Raw genomic sequence first — 25166 nt, forward strand, 5'->3', positions numbered from 1 at the left:
GAAAATATGGCAATAATTCTTTTAGACACAAAAACTATAAACCGTATAGCAGCGGGAGAGGTAGTAGAGAGGCCGGCAAGTGTAGTAAAAGAGTTAGTAGAAAATGCAATAGATGCTGGAAGTTCAGAGATAGAGATCAAGATAGAAAGTGGTGGGCGTAATCTTATAACTGTAACAGATAATGGAAATGGAATAGAAAAGGAAGATTTGGAACTTGCGTTTATGCGCCACGCTACTTCAAAATTAAGCGATAGTGAGTTAATAGAAATCAAGTACCTTGGGTTTAGAGGAGAATTCAATTGCAGCAGTAAGTAGAATGAACTTATCGTCTAAGGCAAGTGGAGCAAAGGAAGCATGGTCTATAAGTTATGAAGGAGGAGAAAAAATAAGAGAGATTACCCCTTGTTCTTTGCTACGTGGTACATATATTGAAGTTCGTGACTTATTTTTTGCCACACCAAATAGACTAAAATTTCTAAAAACCGAAAGGGCAGAAACACAGGCTATAGTTGATATTGTAAATAACTTAGCAATATAGTATTGGGTTTAATCTCACTTCCGGTAATAAAAAGCTCTTAAAATATGCTAAACAAACTTCATTCTTTAACAGACTATGTGAAACAGAAGAAGAAATTCAGAGCAATTCGCTGGAAGTTAAAGAGGAAGAAGACGGCATCAAACTTACGGGACACATCTGTAAACCAACTATCAATCGCGGCAATTCAACTCAGATCTATACGTTTGTTAATGGCAGGCCAATAAAAGACAATCTACTTATAGGTGCAATTCGATATGCATATCAAGATTTTATTCCAGTTGGGAGGTATCCTTTTGCAGCGTTGCACTTAGAGATACCATACGACCAAAATGTGCATCCAAATAAATCAGAGGTAAGGTTTCAGAACAAGAGACTAGTATATGAAATAGTGAGAAGAGGGATAATAAAAGCATTATCGATGAGAATAGGCACGTTCGCAGCAAGTGATCAAAGTATTGAAGAGTTTGATGCTAGTAAAAGTCAAGAGCAAGTCAATAGTAAAGAGAAAAAAAATCAAAAAGAGTTTTATGAGAAGAGACCAAGTCTTTTAGAAAATCGTCTAATGAAAGAATTCAATGCACCAGATGAAAGAAGGCGAAGCTTACCAAAAACGTTTAAATATGGAGAATCTCCACCCCAAAAGGGAACGATGGTTTTAGAAAGGAAGCAAATTGATTTGATAGAGCTCTAGGATATGCACGCTGTCAGGTCTACAATACTTACATTATTGCTGAGGCTAAAGGCAAATTAATTATAGTAGACCAGCATGCAGCCCATGAGAGATTGATATACGAGAGCTTAAAGCAAAAATCAGGCATAAAAAGACAAAAACTTCTTCTTCCTGAAACAGTTGAGATTAAAAACCAAGCAGGAATGGAGATGGTTGAAATGTATAAATTTTTGAAATGGGTTTTGGTATTGAAATAGAATCAGAAGATAAAGTAAGGGTGAAAGAAATACCTGCAATCTTGGGAACAATAGATATAAAAGAGATGATAATTGAAGTAGTAGATAGATTAACGGAAATGGAAGATATGTTGCCAATAGAGGATAAGGTGAACAAAATGCTGGCCGCGGTCGCATGTTATGGATCGATTCGAGCAGGGAGAAAAATGAAGTTAGAGGAAATGAATGAGCTACTGAGACGAATGGAAGAAACACCGTATGCTGGGCAATGCAACCACGGAAGACCAACTTACATAGAAATGAAACTAAGTGATATAGAAAAATTATTTGAAAGGAGATGAGTTCAGTTTGTCAAAAAGGTTACCAATTAGGTATACGTAACGGCTCTTCTGATTATGAGGCGTAAAATGTGAAAAAAGAGAATAATTACTCTAATTTTTTATATTATAAAGTAGTAGGACAGAAAGTAAGAAGTTGTAGGATAGCAAAGGGGTATACTCAAAAAGATTTAGCAAAAAAATCGGAACAACCTATCAGGTAATACTGCAATATGAAAAAGGAACGCGCAGAATTTCAATTAAGAAGTTATATGAATTAGCAGAAGCATTATTAACAATTGCTAGAGATCTAGCTTGCGGACAAGAAGTATCAAATGAGAAAGGGTATGAGGGAGAAGAGGTTAGTAAGAAGACATAGAGAGATTAAGGATCAAGAATTACGTGAAACGTTTTATTTATTAACTAAATTCATCCGTATTAGTGAGGAAGAAAGTGGAAAGGCAGTAAAAATAGAGGTGGCAAAGGGTTTAGTTAAGGAAGGAGTTTCTGCTCATGTTATCTCTCGAACAACAAAAGCTTATGATATAACATGATTTTGGTATTTCTACTCTAGAATTTCCATAGTCAGACCCCAGCAGAGCATTGCTGAGGTGTGATTATAAATTATTAACTAACAGTCTGATTTAGTATCCGTTCAGGAGAGTGGTTTAAGAAACAATAGATAAGAGGTTTTGGAAAGGATTGAGACCCCTTTGTTTCCATGTTAAGTATAACGAAATTATCCGTTCAAGGAATGCATTTCCCCGCTTTGATTGTGTAAAATACGAATTTTTGCGGTAAACGACATAATGCCGTATCTGCTGTTCAGCATGGTTGTTTGTCAGCGGAATGTTTTTTGGGTCATCTAAAAAATTCCACATCATTCTTTCAGATTTCAAAATATTTTTCGCAACTCGAGAGGCTCCAATTGCTTCAGGTAAGTAGGATATTTCCTTCAAGTAATACCTTGTACGTTTTCGCAACTTTCTGGCACGTCTGGCAAATCTAAAAACATCTATCTCATTTTTTAGCAAAGCCTTTTTTAGTGCAAATAATTCAGTAGCTACATTTCTTAAGTAACAGCCAAGAACTTTGACTTCAATATTCCAACTATGCGCTAATCTTTCAAAATCCCTTGCTAAGTGTGCCCAGCAGATTTGCCTTTTTTCATCAGCAAAGTAATTGTATACTGCGTACCTGTCGGTTACCACTAAGCTATTATGATTGCAGCATGCGTTATTTTTTAAAACTTTCATTCCTCTTGACTCTGTCAACTTCACAAAACTTGCCGTATTGCTTGCAAACATCCAACACCAAGCGAGTTTACCTTTGTTATAATGGCTCGTTTCATCAATATGTAGAACTTTACTCCTACTTATCTCTTGTTCGATCTGCTCATACATTTTTTTGCATTTTGAAGCAACTCTATGTTCACTATTTGATATGCTAACGACGCTTATGTTCAAATTGAAGATATCATTTACGACACTCGCTATTTCGCGTTTTGAATTTTTGTAGAATCCGCTGAACGCTGCAATTATTGACTTAACCCTTGGACCAAATGTATCTGACGTAACACCTTCTGGTAACTTACTGCTTCTTCTTTTTCCGCATCTCCGGCAACGACCATGCTCCATCTGATATTCCACTACATAAGGCCTAATTTCCGGAAGATCAACTTTTTGATGAATGTACGGTCCATTGCATATTGCAATCCCTCCTCCGCATTCACAAGTAGATGACAACTTTACTTTTATCACCTCATCTGCATCCATTTTGGCGCGAAAACTTCCTTTATGACCAACCTGACCACCAACGTTTCTGTCGCTCTTTGGCTTGTCCTTTTTTATTTTGTACAACTCTCTAGAGCTTGGTAGAGATGAATTTTTCGAGTTTAAACCAAGCCTTTCCTTTAATTCAGCGTTCTCTATCTTTAAAGCCTTGTTCTCTGCTTTTAAACTTTCATTCTCCCTTTCCAGCTTTTCTATTTTTGCTTCTAACTTTTCTATTTTTTGCTGTAAATTTTTGCAAAGCTCTAAAAGGTTTACCACATTACCTCACTTTTGCTCTATGATTATCTTTTTAGATCACCTTGTCTACCTTATTCTGCCACTCCGCTGAACGGATACCTGATTTAGTGCCCTGTCTGAAGTAGCAGATGGTTTATCAATTTCTGTATTTGGGCTCTTTTCACAAATTTTGTCAATACCAATAGCCATTAATGTAACTACTGCTGAAGCTACTAAAACCAATGCAATTATAGATAAATCGAACATAAATGCTGTAACAGCACCAGCTGCAAATAGTGTAACAATGCTTAGAGCTATTTTTCCTTTGTGTTTACTCCAGAAGGTTGCATCGCTCTTTTCCGAAGTATCTATTCTGACAGAAGGTTTAACCTCTTCTGCTGTTTTTGAAGGAGTGGTTAGATAATTTATTATCTTGTCCATGTCTTCTGAATTAGTACTTTCCTTATGCATTTCAGCCCACTGTAATAGAGGACATCCTGCGCACACTTCTATATTAAAATTAGCTCCTGCATTTTTCAGCTCGTTGAATACCTTTAAATTGGCACGCTCAACGGCTTTTTTTATTGTAAGATTTACACTTTCTTTTCCTTCCTGAACATGAGATGTTAATTTTGGTAATAGTAAATTCAGTATCGATTCTGCCCTTTCCTTATTAGGCGTTTCCTTACCATATAACTTCTCAATAATAATAGTAAAAGGATTATCTTCTCCAGCTATTACGTTAACACTAGCCCCTGTATCTAGTAAAAGCTTTACCACTTCTACATCGAAGTTTTGACAAGCACGTATCAAGAATGCGTTTTCAGTTTTGCGTTCTTCTCCAACTTTAAACACATAATCTAAACTAAAACCACTTTTTTTCCATGCTTCAAATTCAGGTGTGCCTTTTATATTTTGTTCAATTTTGTCATTTATCTGCTCCGTATCTTTGATGCCTTGAGTCAATATTTCCTTTAATTTATTGTATATTTCTGAAAACTGTGAATAGTTCATATCTTACTCCTATAAAAATTAAATTATTACATATATTTATAAATAAGTCAATTTTTATAAAAGAGAAATAAAATGTTAAATAGCTTTTTCTATTCTAATTCCAATACCATCATTGTACAGAGAGTAACTTTACTTTGCTATTCTCTTGCTTTGGTATACTCGTTATTGTTCTATATAATGGGCATTGGTAGCAAATTTATATTACCCTGTATAATATTTATTTCTGTATGGCAAAGTATACTACTATCTCTCTAAGATACCAAATAGCACAAAAAGTAAGGAGCTGGAGGTTAAAACAAAAATATACCCTGAAGGATTTAGTAGGCAAAACAGGCATAAACTATCATACACTGCTAAGATATGAGCAAGGAACATGTGGCATTCCAATTGAAAGGCTAAAAGTGATAGCAGAAGCGTTATCAATTCCTATTAGAAATCTCTTTCCTGGGCGAAGAGTACTAAAAGAAGATAGTTGTTTTGACAAAGCTAAGACCGAGGAAATGTATAATTTCATAGAAAAAACAGGAGGACACAAAGCAATTTATGCATTAACCAAATCTATCCGAGCTGAAGAAGAAAGTAATATAAAAGCAGCAAGAATAAGAATTGCAAAGAATCTAGTTAAAGCAGGGTTTGATAATGACATTATCTACCGAGCAACAGGCTTATCAACCGAAGAATATGCTGATAAAGAGAGATACGAGCCAAACGGAAGACAAGAGATAAAAAAGTGGAGGATAATAAGGGGGTATACGCAAGAAGAATTAGCAAAAAAGCTTAATGTAGGGCCCTCACAGATACATCACTATGAACAAGGTAGCGGTACTCTTTTTAGTGAAAGGTTGTGGGAAATAGCAAGGGAATTATCAGTGGACGCTGAAGATTTGATAAAAGAAGAAGATAATTATGAAGATGGTGAAGGAGAAAATGAATTATTAAGTTTGGCAAGAGAATATAGAAAAATTGACAATCAAGAATCACGAGATGAGCTAAATATATGGGTAGAATTTTTATTGCAAAGAAAGCAAATTTACAAAGAGAAGATTAATAAAATAGAGGGAATGAAAGTTGCAAATAATTTACTTCAGTTAGGTTTTTCTACTGATGTTATTTCTAAAATAGTAACAACTTCTTTTACATAAAGAATTAATTTTCAATTAGATAAAAACAAGTATCTATTAACATCTTAACTTATTGATGAAAAAATAAGTAAAAAAGATTGAAAAATTGATTTGACTTCACTCGGAAGCTATGGCTTTATGCCAATGCTGATAAAAAACAGCAGTAAATAATTAAAAACAATTTGTTATTAACGAGGAGTATATTTTATGAATAATAGTGAAAAACTTACAGAAGAAATAGAGAGAGTATTACAGAGTGGAGGAGGAAGTGCTCTATTTGATCGTGAGATAGTGTCAGTGCTTCTAGGAGCAGTTCATGACAGAAAGCAAGCACAAGATGTTACTAAAACTCTAATGGATAATTGCCCAGGAATAGGAGAAATTTTGGGACGAGAAATCGATGATCTGAAAATGATAGAAGGGATGACCGAACATGCAGCTGCAGCAATTGAATGTGTTAAAGAAGCTTATAAGAGGGCACTCAGAGAAGGATTAAAGAGAGGCCCGGTAATGGATAGCCAAGAAAAGCTGATAGAGTATGTAAGGGTAAACATAGGCTTTTCAGCAAAAGAAGCTGTCCAGATAATATACTTGGATAAACAGCACCGTCTGATAAGAGATGAAGTGTATTTTGGTACAATAGATGAAGTACACCTGTCTGAAAGGAAAGTGGTAAAAAAGGCATTATCAATGGAAGCAGCATCGATAATATTATCCCATAATCATCCAGGAGGGAGTTTAGAACCATCAGAAGATGATAAAGTAATGACTAGAGAATTAGTGTCAGCATGTCAAGGAGTGGGAATTGAACTAGAGGATCACATTATTATGACAGACAAAGGATATTGCAGTTTTAAGGAAAGAGAGCTGTTATAAACCAAATTTCAATTACTTGAGAAGTTTAGCTACCACACAGTAGCAAAAAAACTTAGTCAAGAATCTGAAGAGCAAGAGCTGCATAATATAAAAGATCTTTGTATAGCTTGTATATTAAGTCATAATTAAAGAATAAAAGCCATAGAAAAGCTATTCTTTTATTATAAATAGTTGCAAGATATACAAGATCTTTTTATAATTTGCGTATTAAGTTAATTATAAAGCAATAAATTGCTCTATAGACTTGAATAATATGCTTAATATGAGAGGTTATATGAATACTAAAAAAACAGTATCATTTGATGATACAGATGGAAATACTTATGAGTTAATCATTGATTCTAAAAAGCTACCAAAAGGACTATATAGTGCTATTGAAGGTATAAGGCGTACTGGTAAGAAAACCCAGCAGTCTGTATTTGTAGATGAGACCGATAATAAACCGAAAATATTTGATGATAAAAGCTGGTTTGAGAAGCCCGAAGGTGTGCCTTCCCCTAGCGATGTTTCTGAAAAATCAATCAATCTTGGAGAAGGACGTGGAGTTTATAACAAAAAATCTTCAAATCGTCAAAGTCTAAATCCGTTTATTCCAGCCTTAAGCAAGATAGAGCCAAGTGCGAGTGAAAATGCAAAATTAAGATGGTTTAAAAATGCAGTAGTAAAGGCAAAGAGCGCAGACGAACTGAACAAAGTGATAGATCAAGCACTAAGTACTGGAATCAGGATAAATGCGTATAGCGAAGGACAGAAGAGTTTTGCTGATACAGTAATATCGAAAATGCCTTTGATTAAATGCAAAGAAAATGAAAAGGAAGACATGATATGTGAATTGATGCTAAATGGAGCAATATTTAGTTACGATCTATTGCAGGATAAGGGAATAAGTGAAATGCATAACAAACTGTATCAAGAGATTCGTCCACAGATAGATGAGTGGCTTAAAGAACTGAGAGAAATCGGTGAAAGTGCCATTGAAAATGAAGGAATCATAGAAGACGTGGAAATGGATAATCAGACGTTTGTGCGACCCGAAGTTGCGATTTTGTGATGGTTAGATTCCATCTTCCCTAGACATCAGGGATAATGTATGTCTCACATTTTAAAGAATGGCAACCTTTAGGATGCAAGCATGAGATAAAAGCAGGTAATGCTAAACCTTATAGCAAACTCCTGCAAACAGAGTTAGATATGGTTACGAGAGAAACTTATGATTGAATTGTCGTTATATTGAATATGCGAAATTAAGGTTGTTTTACGCATAGACCAAAATGGTATGAAGCATACGAGGAATTAAAGTTAGATGTCTTTGATTATAGATGTTCTCAGCTTCCGGTAAAAAGTAAGAACCTAAGTCTAACACGAAACAAAATCGTGAAACGGGATAACCATATAGGTGCTCTTATATTCATTTGAATGTAAGTAGGCAGCCAGCCATAAGCACTTACATTGGAGGGATTGTCCAAGAAGCTAATGCCCAAAGTAATATTTGGGATATGCAGACGTGGACACTATAATTTGGAAGGTAAAGTGGTGAATAGTAGTAAATATGTTATAGACCAACAATTTGTTAGGTATGAATGGAATACAATTCCTTGGCGTAAAGTTGAGAAATTTGTATTTAAGCTACAAAAGCGAATTTACCAAGCTGCAATATGTAATGATAAGAAGAAGGTACATAAACTTCAAAGATTATTACTCAATTCAATAAGTGCAAAACTACTTGCTGTCAGAAAAGTAACTCAAGATAACAGAGGGAAGAAAACTGCAGGTATTGATGGAAAAGCAAATCTTAATCATAAAGAAAGATTGCAATTAGCATATTCTTTAAATGTTAGAGAAAAAGCGAAACCATCAAAACGTGTTTGGATTCCAAAACCTGGAAAACCAATAGAATATCGCCCTCTTGGTATACTTACTATCTCAGATAGGGCAAAAGAAACACTTATGAAAATGGCACTAGAGCCAGAGTGGGAGGTAGGATTTGAACCGAACATGTATGGTTTTAGACCTGGTAGGTCATGTCATGATGCTATTGAAGCCATATTTAATTCACTGAATTGGAAAACAGCGTACTGTTTAGATGCTGATATTTCTGGATGTTTTGATAATATTAATCAAAATGCTCTGTTGGAAAAACTTAACACTACACCAACCTTTAGAAGAATTATAAAAGGATGGTTAAGAGCTGGAGTAATGGAAAACAGAAAATTTGAATCCACAAAACGTGGTACAATTCAAGGAGGGACGATCTCACCGTTACTTGCTTGTGTTGCATTAAATGGATTAGAACAATATATCAAAGAAACGTTATGGAGTGAACTTCTTCAATATAGGAAGATGAAATGTGGTGTTGCAAGCAGTAGAGAAGCAAAAAGCTCATTAAGTGTAATTTTCTACGCAGATGACTTTATCATCATACATGAGAGTAAGGAAATCATTCTGAAGGCAAAAATGATAGTTGAAGAATGGCTCAAAACCATTGGACTAGAATTGAAACCTTCAAAAACAAAGATTTCTCATACTCAAAATGGAGAAAAGCCAGGATTTAATTTTCTTGGTTTCTCAATAAGGCATTACTCTACGAAAAATAATAAGAGGGGTTATAAATTATTAGTCAAACCAAGTCGTGAATCCAGAAAACAGCATACACTCACTATAAAACATAAGATTAGAGGATTAAGAGGATCAACACAAGAAACAGTAATAAGACAGCTTAACCCAATTACTAGAGGGTGGAGCAAATATTATTCTTCGGTTGTGTCAAACAAGACCTTTAGGTTTATTGACAGTGTAATGTTTAGAAACATCTGGAAGTGGGCAGTCTACAGGCACCCAACCAAAGGAAAATACTGGATTAAAAATAAATACTTTAAAAAGTATAAAAACGATAATTGGCGATTTATGACAAATAACAAAGTTCTTCTTATTAAGCACGGAGATCATGCTATTAAAAGGCATGTCAAAGTGAAAGGAACCAAGTCTCCATATGATGGCGATTGGGTTTATTGGGGTAATCGTTTAAGGAAGATACCAGATAAACTACCAAGAGTAATAAAATTGTTGAAGTTACAACAAGGTAAATGTGGTCATTGTCAACTTTGGTTTAAAAATGATGATATCTTAGAAACACATCATATTGACCGAAACAGACGTAATAATATGAAAAAGAATTTATCCTTGTTACATGGACATTGTCACGATGAATTACATAGAAAGTGTGCATGACAAGCACCAAATTATAGAGGAGCCGTATGAGGCGAAAGTCTCACGTACGGTTCTGAAGTCGAGTGGGGAGAGGCGACTTTTCCCACTTAGATAACTATATAGAATTTTCTGATAATAGCAAGGTAGAGGTAGCAAAAATACTGAGAGAGTTAGGAAGTAATATTTTAAAAATTGGTAATAATGCAGTTGAGGTTAAAAGTGAGAAGGGAGGTATAAGAAACTATACCGATATGTCAGATGGAAGCTCTATTGTATTAGAATTTCCTACAAGCGCTGGCAAGCTAAATATCATATTGTACCAAGATGCAAATCAGGTGCAAGTGAGAGTAGAAAACAAGGAAATGTGGGCTGAGTTACAAAAAAGAGGCGAAGAAATAGGAAAAAATTGCCTTTTTGGAGGAGTGAAACTTCAAGAAGCAGTAGAGAAAGGTAATTTCACTAGATGTGGCATATGGAGTGAAAAGTATGCTATAAAAGAGATTGGCAATGATGAAGTATTGTCTTCATGGGTAGATAGGGTATGTGGAGGTAGTAAAGAAACCTTTAGGGAACTTTAATTCATTTATTTTAAGGTTCCAGAGTTTACTGGAGCCTTTGAGCTATAGTAGAAAATATTATATATATGGTTTTTTGCGTGGAAAAAAGTCTAGATTATGAAGTAGGACAAAAAGTAAAAAGTTGGAGGTTAGAGAGAGGGTATACTCAGAAGGATTTAGCAGAGAAGGTTGGTGTAAAGTACTGGGCAATACTGCAATATGAGAAAGGGAATCGTAGAGTTCCAATTGAAAGGTTATATGCTATAGCTGAGGCACTATCAATCAGTATTACGGATCTTATTCCTGTATCAAAAATCTGTCTTGAAGATGAGGGAGAAGAAATATTAGATCTAGTAAGAGAATATAAAAAGATTAATGATCAGGAGTTACGTAAGATGTTTTGTTTGCTAACCAAATTTGTCCAAGTTAGTGAGAAAAGTAGTAGAAAATCGGAAAAAATAAAAATTGCAAAGAGTCTGGTTAAAGCAGGAGTTTCTGTTGATATTGTTGCAAAAACAATTGGTCTGTCTGCTGATGAATGTGTTGAAGAAAAAGTTGGTTCTATCTACTACCAAATAGGAAAAAAGATAAAAGAATGGAGGCTAGTGAGAGAGTATACTCAAAAAGATTTAGGAGAGAAAATGAGTACAACGCGTCACGAAATAAGCAACTATGAACAAGGAAGGACTGCTGTTCCACTTGATAAATTATATGAAATGGCAGAAGCGTTATCGATTAATATTACGGATCTACTAATAGAGGAAGGGAGTAAAGCGAAAAATGAGCTACCTGATTTGATTAAAGAATACAAAGAAATTGAGAGCCAAGAACTACGTAATGCACTAATAAAATCTTTGTTTGAAGGTATAAGGATTTGTGAAGAAAAAGTGAGAAAAGCGGAAAGGATCAAAGTTGCAAGAGATCTAGTAAAAGGGGGAATTTCTATTGATATTATTTTGCAAGCAGTAGGTTTATCCATTGATATGGTTTTAGATGGGTAGCTCGTGGAAAATTATAGTAATAGAGTTTTTTTCTTAAATGGAGGTATATGTGTTTGTTTCTGCAAGCAATGTTAGCTATGGAATAGGGCAAAAAATAGAAGATTGTAGGTTAATGCGAGGTCATACTCAAATAGGATTAGCAGGTCAAATAGGTTTAACATGCCAAGAAGTGAACAGCTATGAAAATGGGTATAGTTCTATTCCAATTGAAGTACTATATGTAATAGCAAGAGTACTGTCAGTTAATGTTGTAGATCTATTACCTAAACCAATAACAGTAAGAGAGTATGAAGATGAAGACGAAGAAATACTCTATCTAACAAAAATATATGAGAATCAAAAGTTAGGTAAAATAGTACCTTCATTAATCAGGTTTGTTCATATCAGCGAAAAAATCAATCAAGAAGAGACAAGGTTGGAAATAGCAAAAAATCTAGTGAAAGAAGGGGTTTCAGTTGACATAATTTCCCAAGCAACGGGTTTATCTATTTACGAGTATGATAGTACAGAGAGAGAAATCTGCACTGATTCTATATATTACAGAATAGGACAAAGAATAAGAGAATGGAGATTGATAAGGAGATACACTCAAAAAGATTTGGCGGATAAAGTTGGTGTAACACTCAAGGAAATACACGAGTATGAAAAAGGATACACTGCCATATCATTTGATAAATTATATCAAATAGCAGAAGGATTATCAGTGAATATTAAAGTTCTGCTACCTAAAACAAGAGAAAGCAAAAAGCTATTGAGTTTAATGGATGAGTACAGAGAACAAGAATCACTAGTCAAATCCCTATCTGAAAGTATGAAAAATGGCAAGAAAAAAGTTAAAAAAATAGAAAAGATCAAAGTTGCGAAAAATCTAGCAAAGGCAGGTGTTGCTCTTGATATTATTGTGCGAGCAAGTGGCCTAACTGCTGATGAGTTGGAAATGTGTTAAAAACAGCGGGAGTGTTAAATAAACTGTGTCAAACCGAAAAAAAAGTAATAAATTGATATAAAAAAATGGAGGTTTGACAATGAGTCAGAAAGTAGTAAACAGAACTACCGGTTTGGTAGATTATAAAGAATTAGAAACAAATATCCTGTCGTCTATACGAGAAGGAAGATACCGTCTTGTCAGTCAACAAGAAAATTATAGAAATTGAATCTTAAGCTGTATTACGAAATCAAAAAATACTTTCTATCAACATATACACTAACCAACTACATTAAATAAATTTGTGTAAAATGCTATTTTACATAAGATAGAAAGTACGCATTTTTTGATTTTAAAGTACTAAATTCTCCTCCAACCGCTTTGCCCTGTAATTCTTGATATGGTCAGGATTAAAAGCACTTTTGGATTTTAGAACACCGAAAATGATATGGAGTAGCTTACGCATTGCAGCACCAACGATAGCCATATTATGCTTACCCTTTTCCTTTAATCTCTGGCAAAAACTAATAATGATAGGATTGTGATTCTTAGCTACTATAGCAGGAAAGAAAAGTGCTTTACGTAATGTTTGTGAACCGGATTTACTTAATCTGGGTTTGGCATATACAGAGGAACCTGACGTCATATTTCGTGGTATAACTCCTGTATATGCTGCCAATTGCCTGGCATCTCTAAAAACCTCTATGTCAGGAACTTCAGCTAAAATAGCTATTGCTGATTCTTCTCCTATTCCTGGAAGGCTTTGTTGCATAGCACTGATAGGCATGTAAATCACAGTGAATTTACGCAGCTAATTTAAATTTAGCCATACCTATATCAGTAAATTTGTTCAATAAGTAGCACTTAATTAACAGCTCTTTTTCACGATTTACCTCTGATTTATTTTTCAAGCCAAACCCAAATATTTGCTTCAACCTATAGAAAAAGACTTCAATATAAGACCGTGCTCCATACTTAACTTTTTTCTTCCATTCATTAATACCATCTTCATAATTCTCATATGACCTAATTCTACTAATATACTTGTTTCTTTCTGATAAGTAGTCAGCTAAACAAATTTTAGTATCCTTCCTAGGGCGAATAATAGGCACAATATTGTATTTTCTGCATTCTTTATACACACTTTTTATATCATAAGCCGCATCTGCTCGAATAGAACAAATGTTATATTTATCACTGACTTCTTCTAACATATCGCAGACCGGCAAATAGTCTACAGCAACACCACTAGTGTAGTTCATGCTTATTGCTTTCTTATCATTTATGTTTAAAACAACATGTAATTTTCTTACTTGACCATAACCACTGTATTTCCTTTTTCGAATATTAAGCTTACTATGCCCACCGTTATTATTGTAGATACTAACTCTAGTGCTATCTACGGCAATTTCAACATTTTCCAGATCATCTTTATTGCTTCTATGGTCATCAATCTTCAAATTAAGCTTTTTAAATCTTCTGGAAGCTTGTGTATAGCTGATAATCTTAAGTTTTTTGCCTATTTGTACCATATAACCTTTTACAAAACCTACAGCTTGTCTCAAGCCAATTCTAAAAAGATGAACTATTATGTGTATTAAAATTACAACTTTATCACTATAAGTGTTATTGCCACCTGCAACTTTTGGACTATTTTCATACCAATTTTCTATGGCTTGATTAACAAAATGAAAAACATTTCCTCTTTTTTTGAGAAACTCGTTATATTCTCTTTGGTTACTTACTCTCATTTTTTGTGGCATAAGTTGTACTTGTTTGAAAAATGCCTATTTTACAACAAAATGCGTTAGTAGCCATATATTAAAAAGCTTTTCTTCTTACAATAACCTCAACCAACACTAGCTATGCAACAAAGCCTTCCTGGAATAGTCAATAGAAGTTGAAAATTTTCCAACAATTCTTTATGTTGATTTAATAGTTCACGTACGGAGTTTTTTATTGTTTCTATTTTTTGAGCTATATTCATTGCAAGGTCTTCCCAAGCACTTGCAACTTCTTTAAGCAGTCTCTCTTTTTTTTCTAAGTGGTTATTTACTAATGTTAACTCATCTTTTAACGCAACTGAGCAACGATAAAGATGTTTTAATTTTTTCATTTCAGGAGAAGGTGGTGTCCAACTAGAAGGTTCCTGTCTTTGGCAATAATCAGCAATAACTTCTGCATCGGTCTGATCATTCTTTTGTCGTATCAGCTTACTCCTTGCATAAGATTTTATGCAATAAGGATTTACAACACTAACAGAATGTCCAGCGTTGTGCAGAAACTCAGCCAAAGCTTCGCTATAACAACCAGTAGCCTCCATGCAGGCTTTTACTTCTTCTACATTATGTTTTTGTAGAAAGCTAAGTAAACCTTGAAACCCAGAATCCTCGTTTTTAAAACTCCTTTTTCTAGTTTCACATCTTCCTTTTTTGCTTATGAACGAGAGAAAAACATCAAAGCGATCTTTCGATACATCTATACCTAAAAAGTTGTTGATCATATATAACCCCATGCGTTACCATTAAAAATGAAAAGTAAGGCTAGTCTTGTGAATACAGAATTAGAACCATTTAGGTTTTTCTACGATACCGTCCAGCCTGTACTCTTGAGAAGAGAACTCTTATCTACCTTACAGATTTTATATCTAAGACCACTGACAGAGTTCTTCTCTTCTCCATCTAATGCTTAAGCTTAAAACATTAGATGCTTTTTACAAGATACAAGACCGTTGACAGGAAGAGATGGAGCATTAACACCGTTTATAAAAAAGTTGCTGGAGGTAAGCCTGGAAGGTGAAATAGAAAACCACTTGTCGGCTGAAAGCGAAGAGAATAATCGAAGAAATGGGAGGAATGCAAAGACTTTACGTACAAGCGCAGGGTCATTTGAGCTTTTGACGCCAAGAGATAGGGAAGGAAGTTTCGAACCACAAATAGTCAAAAAAAGGCAAACAAACTTACATCCAGAGCTTGAAACGAAGATTTTGAGCACATTTGCCAGTGGTATGGGCTATAGAGATATAGTGTCACATGTTGAGGAAATTTATGATCACAAAATATCGGCGGCAGAGATATCAAGTATTACTGACAAATTGCTACCAGTAATCAACGAATGGCGTAGTCGCCCGCTGCAGTCTGTATATCCGATAGTTTTCATGGTTTTTTAAAGTCAAAGAGGACGGGCATTGCGTAAGTAAATGCATGTATAATATATTAGGCATAGATCAAAATGGCAAAAAAGAAGTATTAGGTTTTTATTTGGCTGAAAGTGAAGTTCTGGTTGGGAGTGCTAAATGACCTCAAAGAAAGAGGAGTAGAAGATATCCTTATTGCCTGCGTTGATGGGCTGAAAAGCTTTCCTGCAGCTATAAACAGTGTCTTTCCTAATGCGGAAGTGCAGATGTGTATAGTGCATCAGATACGCAACTCACTGAAGTATGTGGCCAGTAAAGATGCGAAGAGTTTTTTGAGCGATTTAAAGAAGGTATATCAAGCTTCAAGCAAGGAAATTGCCGAGAATTATCTGTTGGAATTGGATGAAAAATGGGGCACAAAGTATCCTATGGTTTTGGCAGAATAATTGGGAAAACTTGTCTGGTTATTTTAAGTATTCTGGTCCAGTTAGGAGGATAATCTACACCACCAATCCCATAGAGGGGCTACATAGGCAAATTAGGAAATTCACTAAGACCAAAGGCTCATTTACCAGCATAAATGCCTTGTATAAGCAGGTATATTGTGCTATAAAGAAGGCAGAGGAAAAGTGGACGATGCCTGTACATGATTGGGCTTTAACTATCTCTCAACTTGATGTTTTCTTTCCTGGCAGATTGAAAATTGAGTTGAACTAAAAATGCGGTTTGACACAGTTTATTTAACACTCCCAAAACAGCTGAGAAATAATATATAAGTGAAAGTAGTTATATACTTATCTCTAAAAATTTACTTATTGTTTGGCTGATTCAACTGAAGCATTTTCATAATTGAGGTAAAGTTTTGCTGCTAATTTGCATTGGATGTTTTCAGTTATGGTATTATCCACATAGGTGAAGGTGATAGTTGTGATTGTATTTGCAAATATTATTATATATTAAAACAAATCTGTCAGTATCTCTACCTTCAAGTCTATTAAAACTATACAATTAAGCCAAATTTTATATAATATTTTTTTTACTAAATATTCATGAATATGGTTAAACAGTAGGTAGAAGAAAGCCTTTGTATTGTTAATCTTTTTAAAGTCAAGTTATGTTGTGGAAATTTTTGTAAGAACTTTATGAATCACAAATTAAGGTTTTACTTACTTGGAGTTGGATGGTTTATACTTAGCTTACTTAGTAGTGTAGCTAATGATACTATATCAAAATATCTTGGTTTACATCTTCAGAGTTTTGAAATAATTTTTTTCCGCTTTCTGTTTACCACTATTACCCTTGTACCTTTTATGTTTTACTATGGAATAGAAACTTTTAAAACAAGTCAAATATCTACTCAAATAACCAGGGGTGGGTTGTTGTTTTGTGGAATGACCTTATGGACTTACGGGTTGACTGTTTTCCCCATAGTAACTGCAACGATTATAAGTTTTTCTATACCATTATTTGTTATACTTCTTGCAATCCCTTTGCTAAACGAAAATATAATTTGGCAAAGATGGATAGTAACTGTTATTGGCTTTGTTGGTATTGCTATTACTACCAAAGCTCATAGTGAAGATTTTAATCCTAAAATTCTTATTTTTATTGTATCTGCGTTAATCTTTGCTATATTAGACATACTTAATAAGAAACTTGTGATAAAAGAGTCAGTAATAAGTATGTTATTTTATTCAGCTCTAACGACAACTATTTTTTCTACTCCACCTTTGTTATTTTATTGGCATATGCCTTCCTTGTTGGAGTTAGTATTACTGCTGATTTTAGGAATAAGTTCAAACCTAATTCTGTTCTTCATGTTAAAAGCTTTTGCTCTTACTGATGCTACTGCACTTGCACCGTATAGATACATAGAGCTAATAATTTCTGCAATAGTAACATACGTTATATTTAATGAATTACCTGATAAAAGTGCTTTATATGGTACTTTGATATTAATACCATCAACCTTATTTATAGCTTATTCGGAAGGTAAGGCAATTAAGAAAAATAATGTAACAACAAAAGTTTATAATTGTTAATGGTATTTATTTTAGATGCTAAGCTACATTTTTAAGGTGATAGTAAAATGCACATAACTATTATAGGAGTAGGGTATGTAGGCTTAGTATCTGGTACAATGTTATCGGAGCAGGGCCATAAAGTTGATTGCATTGACATAAATACTGAGAAGATTGAACTTTTGAAATCAGGGAAAATTCCTCTATATGAACCTGGATTAGCAGATTATTTAGAGAATAATATAAAGTCACAAAGGATAAGATTTTTTGATTCGTATTCTCAAATAAATCCCAATACAGAAGTAGTATTTGTAACTGTAGATACTCCATCAGACTCCCTAGGAAATGCAAATTTAAAGAATGTATATAATGCAGTAAGTGAAGTTTCTGAGAGGGTTAATCAAGATTGCTTAATAGTGATAAAGTCAACTATTCCTCCTGGTACTGCAGAAAATATACATAATTATTTATCTAATAAGGGCTATAACTTTGATTTGGGAGTTAATCCAGAGTTTCTCAAGCAAGGCTCTGCAGTATCAGATTTTTTATACCCAGATAGGATAATAATAGGAGTAAAAACTAAGCTAGCTAGGGCAAAACTAGAAGTTATATATAGATCATTTATAGATAAGAATATTCCGTTAATAGTCACTGATACAGTTACTGCTGAAATGATTAAATATGCTTCTAATGCTTTTCTAGCAACAAAGGTTGCTTTTATCAATGAGATGGCAGGTTTATGTGAGCTATTAGGAGCAGACATTGACCTTTTAGCTAACAGTATGGGAATGGACCATAGAATAGGTAAGGAATTTCTCAAAGCTGGTCCAGGATTTGGAGGATCATGTTTTCCTAAAGATTTGTCAGCTTTAATAAGGCTTGCTGAAGATCACAATGTCAAGCTACAAATTTTAAATTCAGTTAAGGAATCTAACTATAATCATATAACAAACATTGCTAAAAAGGTAGAATATGTATTAAATGGAGTCCAAAATAAAAAAATAGCGATATGGGGGCTAACTTTTAAGTCTGGTACTGATGATGTAAGAAATAGCTCAGCTATAGACGTTGCAAAATTGCTAGTGAATAACAAGGCTAAAATTACTGCATATGATCCAATGGGGATGGATAATGCTAGGCAAGTTCTAAAGGATATAGAGTACGCGGACAGCGCTATAGGAGCTGCAAGAGACGCGGAAGCCTTATTATTATTAACGGAGTGGAAAGAATTTAAAAATCAAGATTTTGCAAGTTTAAAGAGTATTATGGCTGCACCTAATATTTTTGATTTCCGTAATTTATTAGATAGCGAGCTATTACTAAGATATGGTTACCATATTTATTCCTTGGGTAAAAAATCTATCTACAAAGTTTAACGGTTGAGAAATTTTTTTTACACCGCTTTACTTAGTTTTTTAAGATCTTTGCTTGATAGTATGGAAAAGCAAACGAGTGCAACAACAGAGCAAATGGAAAAAAATGAAAACATAATACTGTTACCACAGTGCTTAACAAGTACTCCTAAGAGCAGACATGAAAATATTGAACTTGCAATATACCCAAATAATCCTGTTAAGCTTACAATTGCACATACATTATTTTGTGGAGCAATTTCTACAGCTATAACACCTGTCAGTACTTGAACTCCAAATATAAAGAATCCTGATAAGATTGCACCAAGGTTCATAAGAATTATGTTTTGGCCAAAGTTCATTGCAATAAAAGTGAGTGCTATACCCAACATGTAAAGTAATGCCAGCAAGCTTCTATTTTGAAAAAAGTACATATCACTAATTCTTCCTGTGATTAAAGTTCCAAGGATTCCACCTAAATCATATACGCCTGTTATTAGTGAGGATTGTACAAGAGAAATTTGTAATTTATCCCTTAAAATTATAGGAAACCAAAAGAAGATTCCCATTTTTATAATATAAGCACAAAAAGTAGCACAACATAGAAACCATATGGAACTTTTCACTTTGACACCTATCTGAGATTTCTGCACCTTATAATAGGTAGTAAAGTTGGCACTTTCTTTGTAATATGCTTTTAATATTATATAAATTCCAAAAAGTAAGCATAAGAGACCAGAGTACAAAAATGCACTTTTTGCATCATATATTTTAATTATACTTGGTAATACAATTAAAGTAATACAAGAACCAAGTTGCTGAGATGCGCTCATAACTCCCCATGATGATGCAATTGAAGAGATGCTAGAGTTTGTAACCATAAACTTGGTAATAGCTGGCCAACCTAACCCTTGTGTCCAAGCTAATAATATTAATGTTAACAGTAATAAAGTTAGATTATTATATGATAAAGTTATACCAATGGTTAATAATCCAGTTGCAATATTGCATAGCCCAAACATAAATAATGGATTATTTTTGGAGTCCATGATTATTCCATTAACGAATTTTGATACTCCATAAAAAAAAGAAAAGCAGGCAAAAAAATAGCTTAATTTTACATGGTCAGTATCTATTAACAGTGGTAGAGCAATTGGTATACTTTGTCTTGATAAATAAAGCAGCATATATCCACAGAAGAATAGCAAATATTGAAAGAAGACAAAGTTCACACCTATTCCCAAATAGCTCTATGCAGATGCTAGCATAATACTATATTGGTATAATATTGTTTGACAAGAAGTTTGCAAACAATTAGTGCAGAAAATTACTTACTTAGTATCTTTCTTATAGCAGATACAGTAGTATTAATATCTTCATAGCTTATATCTCTATGTGTTATAGCTCTGATTTTACCTCTTATGTTAGCCATTCTAATTCCATAATTTGTAACTAGTACGTTTATTAATTCTTGAGTAGATATACAATTAGTACGTAATGAAAAATACGCTATATTAGTTTTGTATAGGTCGATATCAATTATAACTTGATCTATGGAGTCTAGGCCTTCTATAAGGTGCTGCATCTTTTTATGATCTTCCTCTAAACAATTTATATTATTATGTAAAGCATATAAACATGCAGCTGAAATAATGCCAGCTTGGTGCATACCTCCGCCAATTTGAAACTTATAGTACCAAGCTTTTTCAATAAACTCTTCACTTCCAAGCAATATTGCGCCCATTGGAGCACCTAATCCTTTACTAAAATCAATGAATACCGAATCAAAATAACTTGCATACTCTTTTGGAGATATTTTAGTATGAGCACAAGCGTTGAACAGTCTTGCTCCATCTAAATGAGTGAATACGTCATTCTCTTTGCAGAGACTTGAGATCTCTTGAATATATTCTAAAGGCCACACAGCTCCACCACCAAAATTTGTCGTTTGTTCGATAGAAACAAGCCCAACTCTCGGAATATTTCTTAAACTAGGACGAGTAATAAACTCAACAATTTGTTCTCCAGTAAATATTCCTCTCGTACCTTTGATGGGCAAAGGAGTGGCATGTGCCTGGGCTGCGATCAAGCCAGATTGTACTATGAGCGGATGTGAAGTTTCATCAAGCAGCAAGTAATCACCAGGTCTTTGAATGTGTACTTTATAAGCAATTACATTGGACATCGTTCCTGAAATCAAAAAGATTCCTGCAGGTTTACCTAATATTTTACATGCGGTTGCCACTAATTCGTTCACAGTTGGATCTTCACATGCAGCTTCGTTTCCAACTTTTGCTTTAGCCATCGCTTCCCTCATTTTAGCTGAAGGGTCAGTGTTTGAATCGCTAAAGAAATCTATTTTTATTCTCATATTAAATTTAACACAACTTCCTTTATAATTTCAGCAGCTTTCATGATGTCTGTTTCCTTTGTGCCAAGATGGGTAACTGCTCTTATATGAGACTCGAGCCAAGGAAAAAGCAATAAACCATAAGCTTGGCACTTACTCAAGAAAACCTCATTAGTTACATTTAGTGCTTTTATACTAAAGCTTACTATATTAGTTTCTGGATAAGGTAGTACCAGTTTTATGTGTGGAATTTCTTTAATCTTATCTGCAAACAATTTAGCGAGCTTATTATCTTCTTTAAGCCTAGAGATATTATTCTGTAGTACGTATTTTGCTGCATTAGCACAATACCCTATCTGATGATAACCACTACCTAGCCAAACCTGTAGCTTTTTAGCCCTTTCAATTATCTCTCTTTTACCCATAAGCATTGAACCAAAAGGAGCGCCAAGTCCTTTAGTAAAAGAAAAGCTCATTGTATCCACATATTTAGCATAATCTGCTAAAGCAATATTTGTTTCGATATGAGCATTAAATATTCTTGCACCGTCTAAATGAAGATTTACATTGTGAGCTTTTAAAAAGTGATATAACTCGACTTGTTTTTCAAAAGGATAAATTTTACCATTAAACCCATTTATACTATTTTCTATAGAAACAAGACTCACCTGAGCAAAAATTTTATACCTCGGCTTAGAATTAATAGCATATTCTACTTCATCAACATCTAAGATTCCGCTATTATTTCTAATACAATTAAATACGATATTATTTACTTTTGCATTGCCTGCGCTATCGAAAAAATTAACGTGATAATTATAATGAGTTATTAGTTCATCACCAGGACTTGTTTGACTGGCAATGGCTAATCTATTTGCAAGCATACCGCTGGTTACAAATAATGCTTCTTCTACTTTGAATAATTGTTTGCAATATTCTGATAAGTCATTACAGCTTTTGTCTTCACCATAAGCAAAATCTCCAACAGTTGCATCACTTATTGCATGTATAACGTTGGAGCTCTGCAGAGTTGTAGTGTCGCTTCTCAGATCAATAATTTTTTCCATCTTCTTTTTTGCCATTCAAACAACCAATTTGAGCATTCCAAAGTTCTTTATAAAGACCGTGTTTAGAAACTAGTTCAGCGTGTTTACCATCTTGGACAATTTTTCCTTTGTTAAATACTATAATTCGGTCCATGTGTAAAAGTGTAGAAATACGGTGTGCTATAGTAATTGTAGTTTTATTTTTCATCAATTTGAATAAACTCATTTGAATTGTTTTTTCTGTTATAGAATCTAACTGACTAGTTGGTTCATCGAGAAATAATATTGGAGCGTTTTTTAAAAATGCCCTTGCTATTATTATTCTTTGTCTTTCTCCTCCAGATAGCTTGATGCCTTTTTCTCCAACTGTAGTTCCATATTGATCTGGTAGAGTCATAATGAAATCGTGAATACCAGCCAGCTTTGCAGCTCTCATTATTTCTTCGATAGTAGATTGAAGTTTACCATATATGATGTTTGCTAAAATAGTATCATGAAATAACAATGGGTCTTGAGGTATTACAGATATTTGTTGCCTCAAAGAACTCTGTGTAACTTCTGATACTATTTGATTATCAATCTGTATATTACCTTTTTTAACATCAAATAGCCTTAGAATTAAGTTTATAAAAGTAGATTTACCACCTCCAGAATAACCAACTAGACCTACCTTTTCGCAAGGATTAATGGTAACTGAGAAATCTTGAAATAATGGCTCCTGACCTTCATAAGAAAAAGAAACATTGTTAAACGTTATTCTTCCACTTAATAAATTTAATTCTTTAGCATTTTCCTTATCTTGAATTTCTGGTACGGTAGTCAAGATTGGCAATGCATCTGAAACTTTGCCGAAATGAGTAGAAAATTGGGTAAGATTCCTAGTTAGATGGTTAAGAAACTCTATAATCGATATATTAATTCCAAGTACAAGAACAATATCTCCTATTGCGATTTTGTTCAATTGATAATCATGAATTAAAAAATACAAGTTTACTGCTTGGAGTATATCAAATGAATAGCCGTATATAAACCAAAGCCAAAAGTATGCCCATTGTAATTTTCTCTCTGCAATAGTTCTTTTCTTGCATATTTGAAAAAATTTGTCTCTCTCATGTGCTTGCTGAGAAAATAACCTTACTGATATAACATTTAAAATACTATCTGCTATACTAGCTATTACCTGTGAATTTTGTTTAGAGTAATTATCAGCTAATTCAGTAAGCACACGAAAGCTGAAAATCGAGACTAAAATAAAAATGCTTACCCAAGTGAATGTAGCGATTGCAAACTTTATGTTTACTAATGATAAGGTATAAATAGCTAAGACTAATGCTATACTGTAACCGAAAAAACAATCTATAAGCAATCTTATTAACTCTATCACACTATCCATTAAGCTACTGACCTTATGTACTAAGCTTCCAGATAAATTGTTCTGATAATAGGAATGGTCTTGTTGGAGTAGCCTACAAAAAGATATATCAGCTACCTTTTGACGCATTAAGGTAAACATTTGAATGTCAACAAAATAGCCATAGAATCTAAAAGCAGTAGTGATAAGTAATGCCATACCAAGATAAGCGCTTACAGGTAATAAAAGATTTTCAATTACGTTACCTTCATGATATTTTACAGCTGTATCTAGAATATTTTTTACTAAATACTTTCTAAAAGACAAATCAACAGCTACCACCATGGCAACTAAAGACATTATAAGTACATTAAGTTTGAATTTAGATGCTATATTCAAGATGAACATCAATACACATTTGAAGCTATCAACTCTACTTCTGTTCATTTATAATGCTAGCTCCACTACGTTGACTTTTTTATTGAGAAATACAAGTAGTGAAAACCATAAATTTTTGTATATTTTCCCTGAGATGTCTCCAGCATCATGTAGTGCTGATGCTTTATTTAGAATAAGCAGCTTATATAAATCTCGCTTAGCCTCAGTAGTGTCGATCTCAGAAATATTTGTAGTTGTGTCTGTAATAAAGGCTAACCAGCTCTTGATAAGTTCTTCCATGTTTTTTGCTTTTATACTTTCCTGGTAGCCAAACAATGACAAGCATTCTCTCAGTATAGATTTTGTTAACTCACCACAATTGAGTATACCAAAAACTGAAGGCTGAGGTTTTGGAACATAGGGAAGATCTTGATCTTTTACAATCCACCTTGTTACATAAGCAAATCTATCTTTAGCATCTGTATTCTTATCACTACCATGCCATAACCGTGAATCAAAAACTATCGCATCTCCTGCTGAAATAGGTAGTGACTTAATTTTGTAATTTTCCCGGTTATTTGAGTACTGATCAAAAAAATATGGGTACCAAAAATCAACTAAAGGCTGTATTTCCCATTTATGACTGTTTTCTATAATTTGCAGTGCACCTGAAGTTTCACTTACATTATTCAAAGCTAACCAAACAGAAAAGTGGTAAGGATCATCGAAACTATAGGAGATATCTTGATGAAAGGGAACTGCATCTATTAAATCAGCAGTTTTACATATAACATTTGATTTTTTCTGCAGTATCTGACACTGAAGTGACTTTTCAAGGTAATTTTTAATAATTTTATTCAATGCTTGAGAGATAATTCTAGTTACTTGAGATGACGTGCCCCATCTGCCGGTACAGTTTAAGTAGTCAGAAGTTGAAACACTTAGTTCTTGGGATAGCTTTGATATTTTATTTGTTATATCACTTAAAGACTGAGTTATTAGTTCTAAAGGAACCAGATTTTTGATAATAAAAAAACCATTTTTTTGTAGTATTTCCATAT

At 33.8% G+C, this 25166-nt stretch carries 19 protein-coding genes and 6 pseudogenes; 15 read left to right on the forward strand and 10 right to left on the reverse strand.

The window, feature by feature from the left end; translation table 11 throughout:
* Positions 1-6 precede the first annotated feature (6 nt).
* Together mutL and ONG75_RS07885 are read left to right on the forward strand one after the other, a co-directional pair.
* Positions 7-1785, forward strand: a pseudogene (gene mutL, locus ONG75_RS03040) (DNA mismatch repair endonuclease MutL).
* 68 nt (positions 1786-1853) lie between these two features.
* Positions 1854-2294 (forward strand): annotated as a pseudogene (locus ONG75_RS07885) (helix-turn-helix domain-containing protein); the annotation flags it as partial.
* 135 nt (positions 2295-2429) lie between these two features.
* Here the strand turns inward: ONG75_RS07885 and tnpC are convergent.
* Positions 2430-3812 carry an IS66 family transposase gene (gene tnpC / locus ONG75_RS03050; RefSeq protein ID WP_264375454.1) on the reverse strand — a complete coding sequence of 461 codons (1383 nt, stop codon included), beginning with the start codon at positions 3810-3812 and terminating at the stop codon, positions 2430-2432.
* A 45-nt stretch (positions 3813-3857) separates the two neighbouring features.
* On the reverse strand, positions 3858-4784 hold the full coding sequence (locus ONG75_RS03055) for a hypothetical protein (RefSeq protein WP_264375754.1): 927 nt from the start codon (positions 4782-4784) through the stop codon (positions 3858-3860).
* A gap of 227 nt (positions 4785-5011) precedes the next feature.
* Here ONG75_RS03055 and wmk (ONG75_RS03060) point away from each other — a divergent pair, with 227 nt between their 5' ends.
* From wmk (ONG75_RS03060) to ONG75_RS03100, 9 genes and pseudogenes are all read left to right on the forward strand, one after another.
* Entirely contained in the window at positions 5012-5926 is a 915-nt protein-coding gene (wmk, locus tag ONG75_RS03060) for a WO male-killing family protein Wmk (protein ID WP_264375735.1), read from the forward strand.
* A gap of 186 nt (positions 5927-6112) precedes the next feature.
* The gene (locus tag ONG75_RS03065; RefSeq protein WP_264375736.1) at positions 6113-6781 is read left to right on the forward strand and encodes a JAB domain-containing protein; all 669 of its coding nucleotides are present in this window, start codon (positions 6113-6115) and stop codon (positions 6779-6781) included.
* 274 nt (positions 6782-7055) lie between these two features.
* Positions 7056-7832, forward strand: a complete 777-nt coding sequence (locus ONG75_RS03070) for a hypothetical protein (protein WP_264375737.1) — start codon at positions 7056-7058, stop codon at positions 7830-7832.
* A 35-nt stretch (positions 7833-7867) separates the two neighbouring features.
* Entirely contained in the window at positions 7868-7999 is a 132-nt protein-coding gene (locus tag ONG75_RS03075; RefSeq protein ID WP_255521118.1) for a hypothetical protein, read from the forward strand.
* Between the two features lie 255 nt (positions 8000-8254).
* Positions 8255-10009 carry a reverse transcriptase domain-containing protein gene (locus ONG75_RS03080; protein ID WP_214303292.1) on the forward strand — a complete coding sequence of 585 codons (1755 nt, stop codon included), beginning with the start codon at positions 8255-8257 and terminating at the stop codon, positions 10007-10009.
* 92 nt (positions 10010-10101) lie between these two features.
* Positions 10102-10566 (forward strand): annotated as a pseudogene (locus ONG75_RS03085) (hypothetical protein); the annotation flags it as partial.
* A 65-nt stretch (positions 10567-10631) separates the two neighbouring features.
* Positions 10632-11546, forward strand: a complete 915-nt coding sequence (wmk, locus tag ONG75_RS03090; protein ID WP_264375755.1) for a WO male-killing family protein Wmk — start codon at positions 10632-10634, stop codon at positions 11544-11546.
* A gap of 37 nt (positions 11547-11583) precedes the next feature.
* Positions 11584-12492 (forward strand): WO male-killing family protein Wmk, encoded by a 909-nt coding sequence (wmk, locus tag ONG75_RS03095; protein WP_405197639.1) that lies wholly within the window; start codon positions 11584-11586, stop codon positions 12490-12492.
* Between the two features lie 79 nt (positions 12493-12571).
* Positions 12572-12700: a hypothetical protein gene (locus ONG75_RS03100; RefSeq protein ID WP_264375441.1), complete on the forward strand. Its 129-nt coding sequence runs from the start codon at positions 12572-12574 to the stop codon at positions 12698-12700.
* A gap of 123 nt (positions 12701-12823) precedes the next feature.
* On the opposite strand, the pseudogene ONG75_RS03105 reads toward ONG75_RS03100, so the two are convergent.
* The 3 genes and pseudogenes from ONG75_RS03105 to ONG75_RS03115 all read right to left on the reverse strand — a co-directional run.
* Positions 12824-13234, reverse strand: a pseudogene (locus ONG75_RS03105) (transposase); the annotation flags it as partial.
* A gap of 40 nt (positions 13235-13274) precedes the next feature.
* The gene (locus ONG75_RS03110; RefSeq protein ID WP_264375556.1) at positions 13275-14234 is read right to left on the reverse strand and encodes an IS5 family transposase; all 960 of its coding nucleotides are present in this window, start codon (positions 14232-14234) and stop codon (positions 13275-13277) included.
* A gap of 116 nt (positions 14235-14350) precedes the next feature.
* Positions 14351-14974: pseudogene (locus ONG75_RS03115) on the reverse strand (IS110 family transposase); the annotation flags it as partial.
* A gap of 198 nt (positions 14975-15172) precedes the next feature.
* Here ONG75_RS03115 and ONG75_RS07810 point away from each other — a divergent pair.
* The 4 genes and pseudogenes from ONG75_RS07810 (at position 15173) to ONG75_RS03130 (ending at position 19004) form a co-directional block, all read left to right on the forward strand.
* On the forward strand, positions 15173-15640 hold the full coding sequence (locus ONG75_RS07810; RefSeq protein WP_405197623.1) for a transposase: 468 nt from the start codon (positions 15173-15175) through the stop codon (positions 15638-15640).
* A 34-nt stretch (positions 15641-15674) separates the two neighbouring features.
* Positions 15675-16324 (forward strand): annotated as a pseudogene (locus ONG75_RS07815) (IS256 family transposase).
* A 425-nt stretch (positions 16325-16749) separates the two neighbouring features.
* Entirely contained in the window at positions 16750-17649 is a 900-nt protein-coding gene (locus ONG75_RS03125) for a DMT family transporter (protein ID WP_264375757.1), read from the forward strand.
* A 47-nt stretch (positions 17650-17696) separates the two neighbouring features.
* Positions 17697-19004: a UDP-glucose dehydrogenase family protein gene (locus ONG75_RS03130; protein WP_264375758.1), complete on the forward strand. Its 1308-nt coding sequence runs from the start codon at positions 17697-17699 to the stop codon at positions 19002-19004.
* A gap of 17 nt (positions 19005-19021) precedes the next feature.
* Here the strand turns inward: ONG75_RS03130 and ONG75_RS03135 are convergent, their stop codons facing one another.
* The 5 genes from ONG75_RS03135 to ONG75_RS03155 form a co-directional block, all read right to left on the reverse strand.
* Positions 19022-20167, reverse strand: a complete 1146-nt coding sequence (locus ONG75_RS03135) for an MFS transporter (RefSeq protein ID WP_019236557.1) — start codon at positions 20165-20167, stop codon at positions 19022-19024.
* A gap of 140 nt (positions 20168-20307) precedes the next feature.
* Positions 20308-21351, reverse strand: coding sequence for a threonine aldolase family protein (locus tag ONG75_RS03140; protein ID WP_019236558.1), 1044 nt, complete (start codon positions 21349-21351; stop codon positions 20308-20310).
* Positions 21348-22397, reverse strand: coding sequence for a threonine aldolase family protein (locus ONG75_RS03145; RefSeq protein ID WP_264375841.1), 1050 nt, complete (start codon positions 22395-22397; stop codon positions 21348-21350). Before ONG75_RS03145 ends, ONG75_RS03140 begins: the two co-directional genes overlap by 4 nt.
* Positions 22381-24174, reverse strand: a complete 1794-nt coding sequence (locus tag ONG75_RS03150) for an ABC transporter ATP-binding protein (protein WP_264375759.1) — start codon at positions 24172-24174, stop codon at positions 22381-22383. Before ONG75_RS03150 ends, ONG75_RS03145 begins: the two co-directional genes overlap by 17 nt.
* Positions 24175-25164, reverse strand: a complete 990-nt coding sequence (locus ONG75_RS03155; RefSeq protein WP_264375760.1) for a phytanoyl-CoA dioxygenase family protein — start codon at positions 25162-25164, stop codon at positions 24175-24177.
* Positions 25165-25166: the final 2 nt, after the last annotated feature.

This window comes from Wolbachia endosymbiont (group B) of Sphaerophoria taeniata (assembly GCF_947179355.1).
GTDB lineage: Bacteria > Pseudomonadota > Alphaproteobacteria > Rickettsiales > Anaplasmataceae > Wolbachia.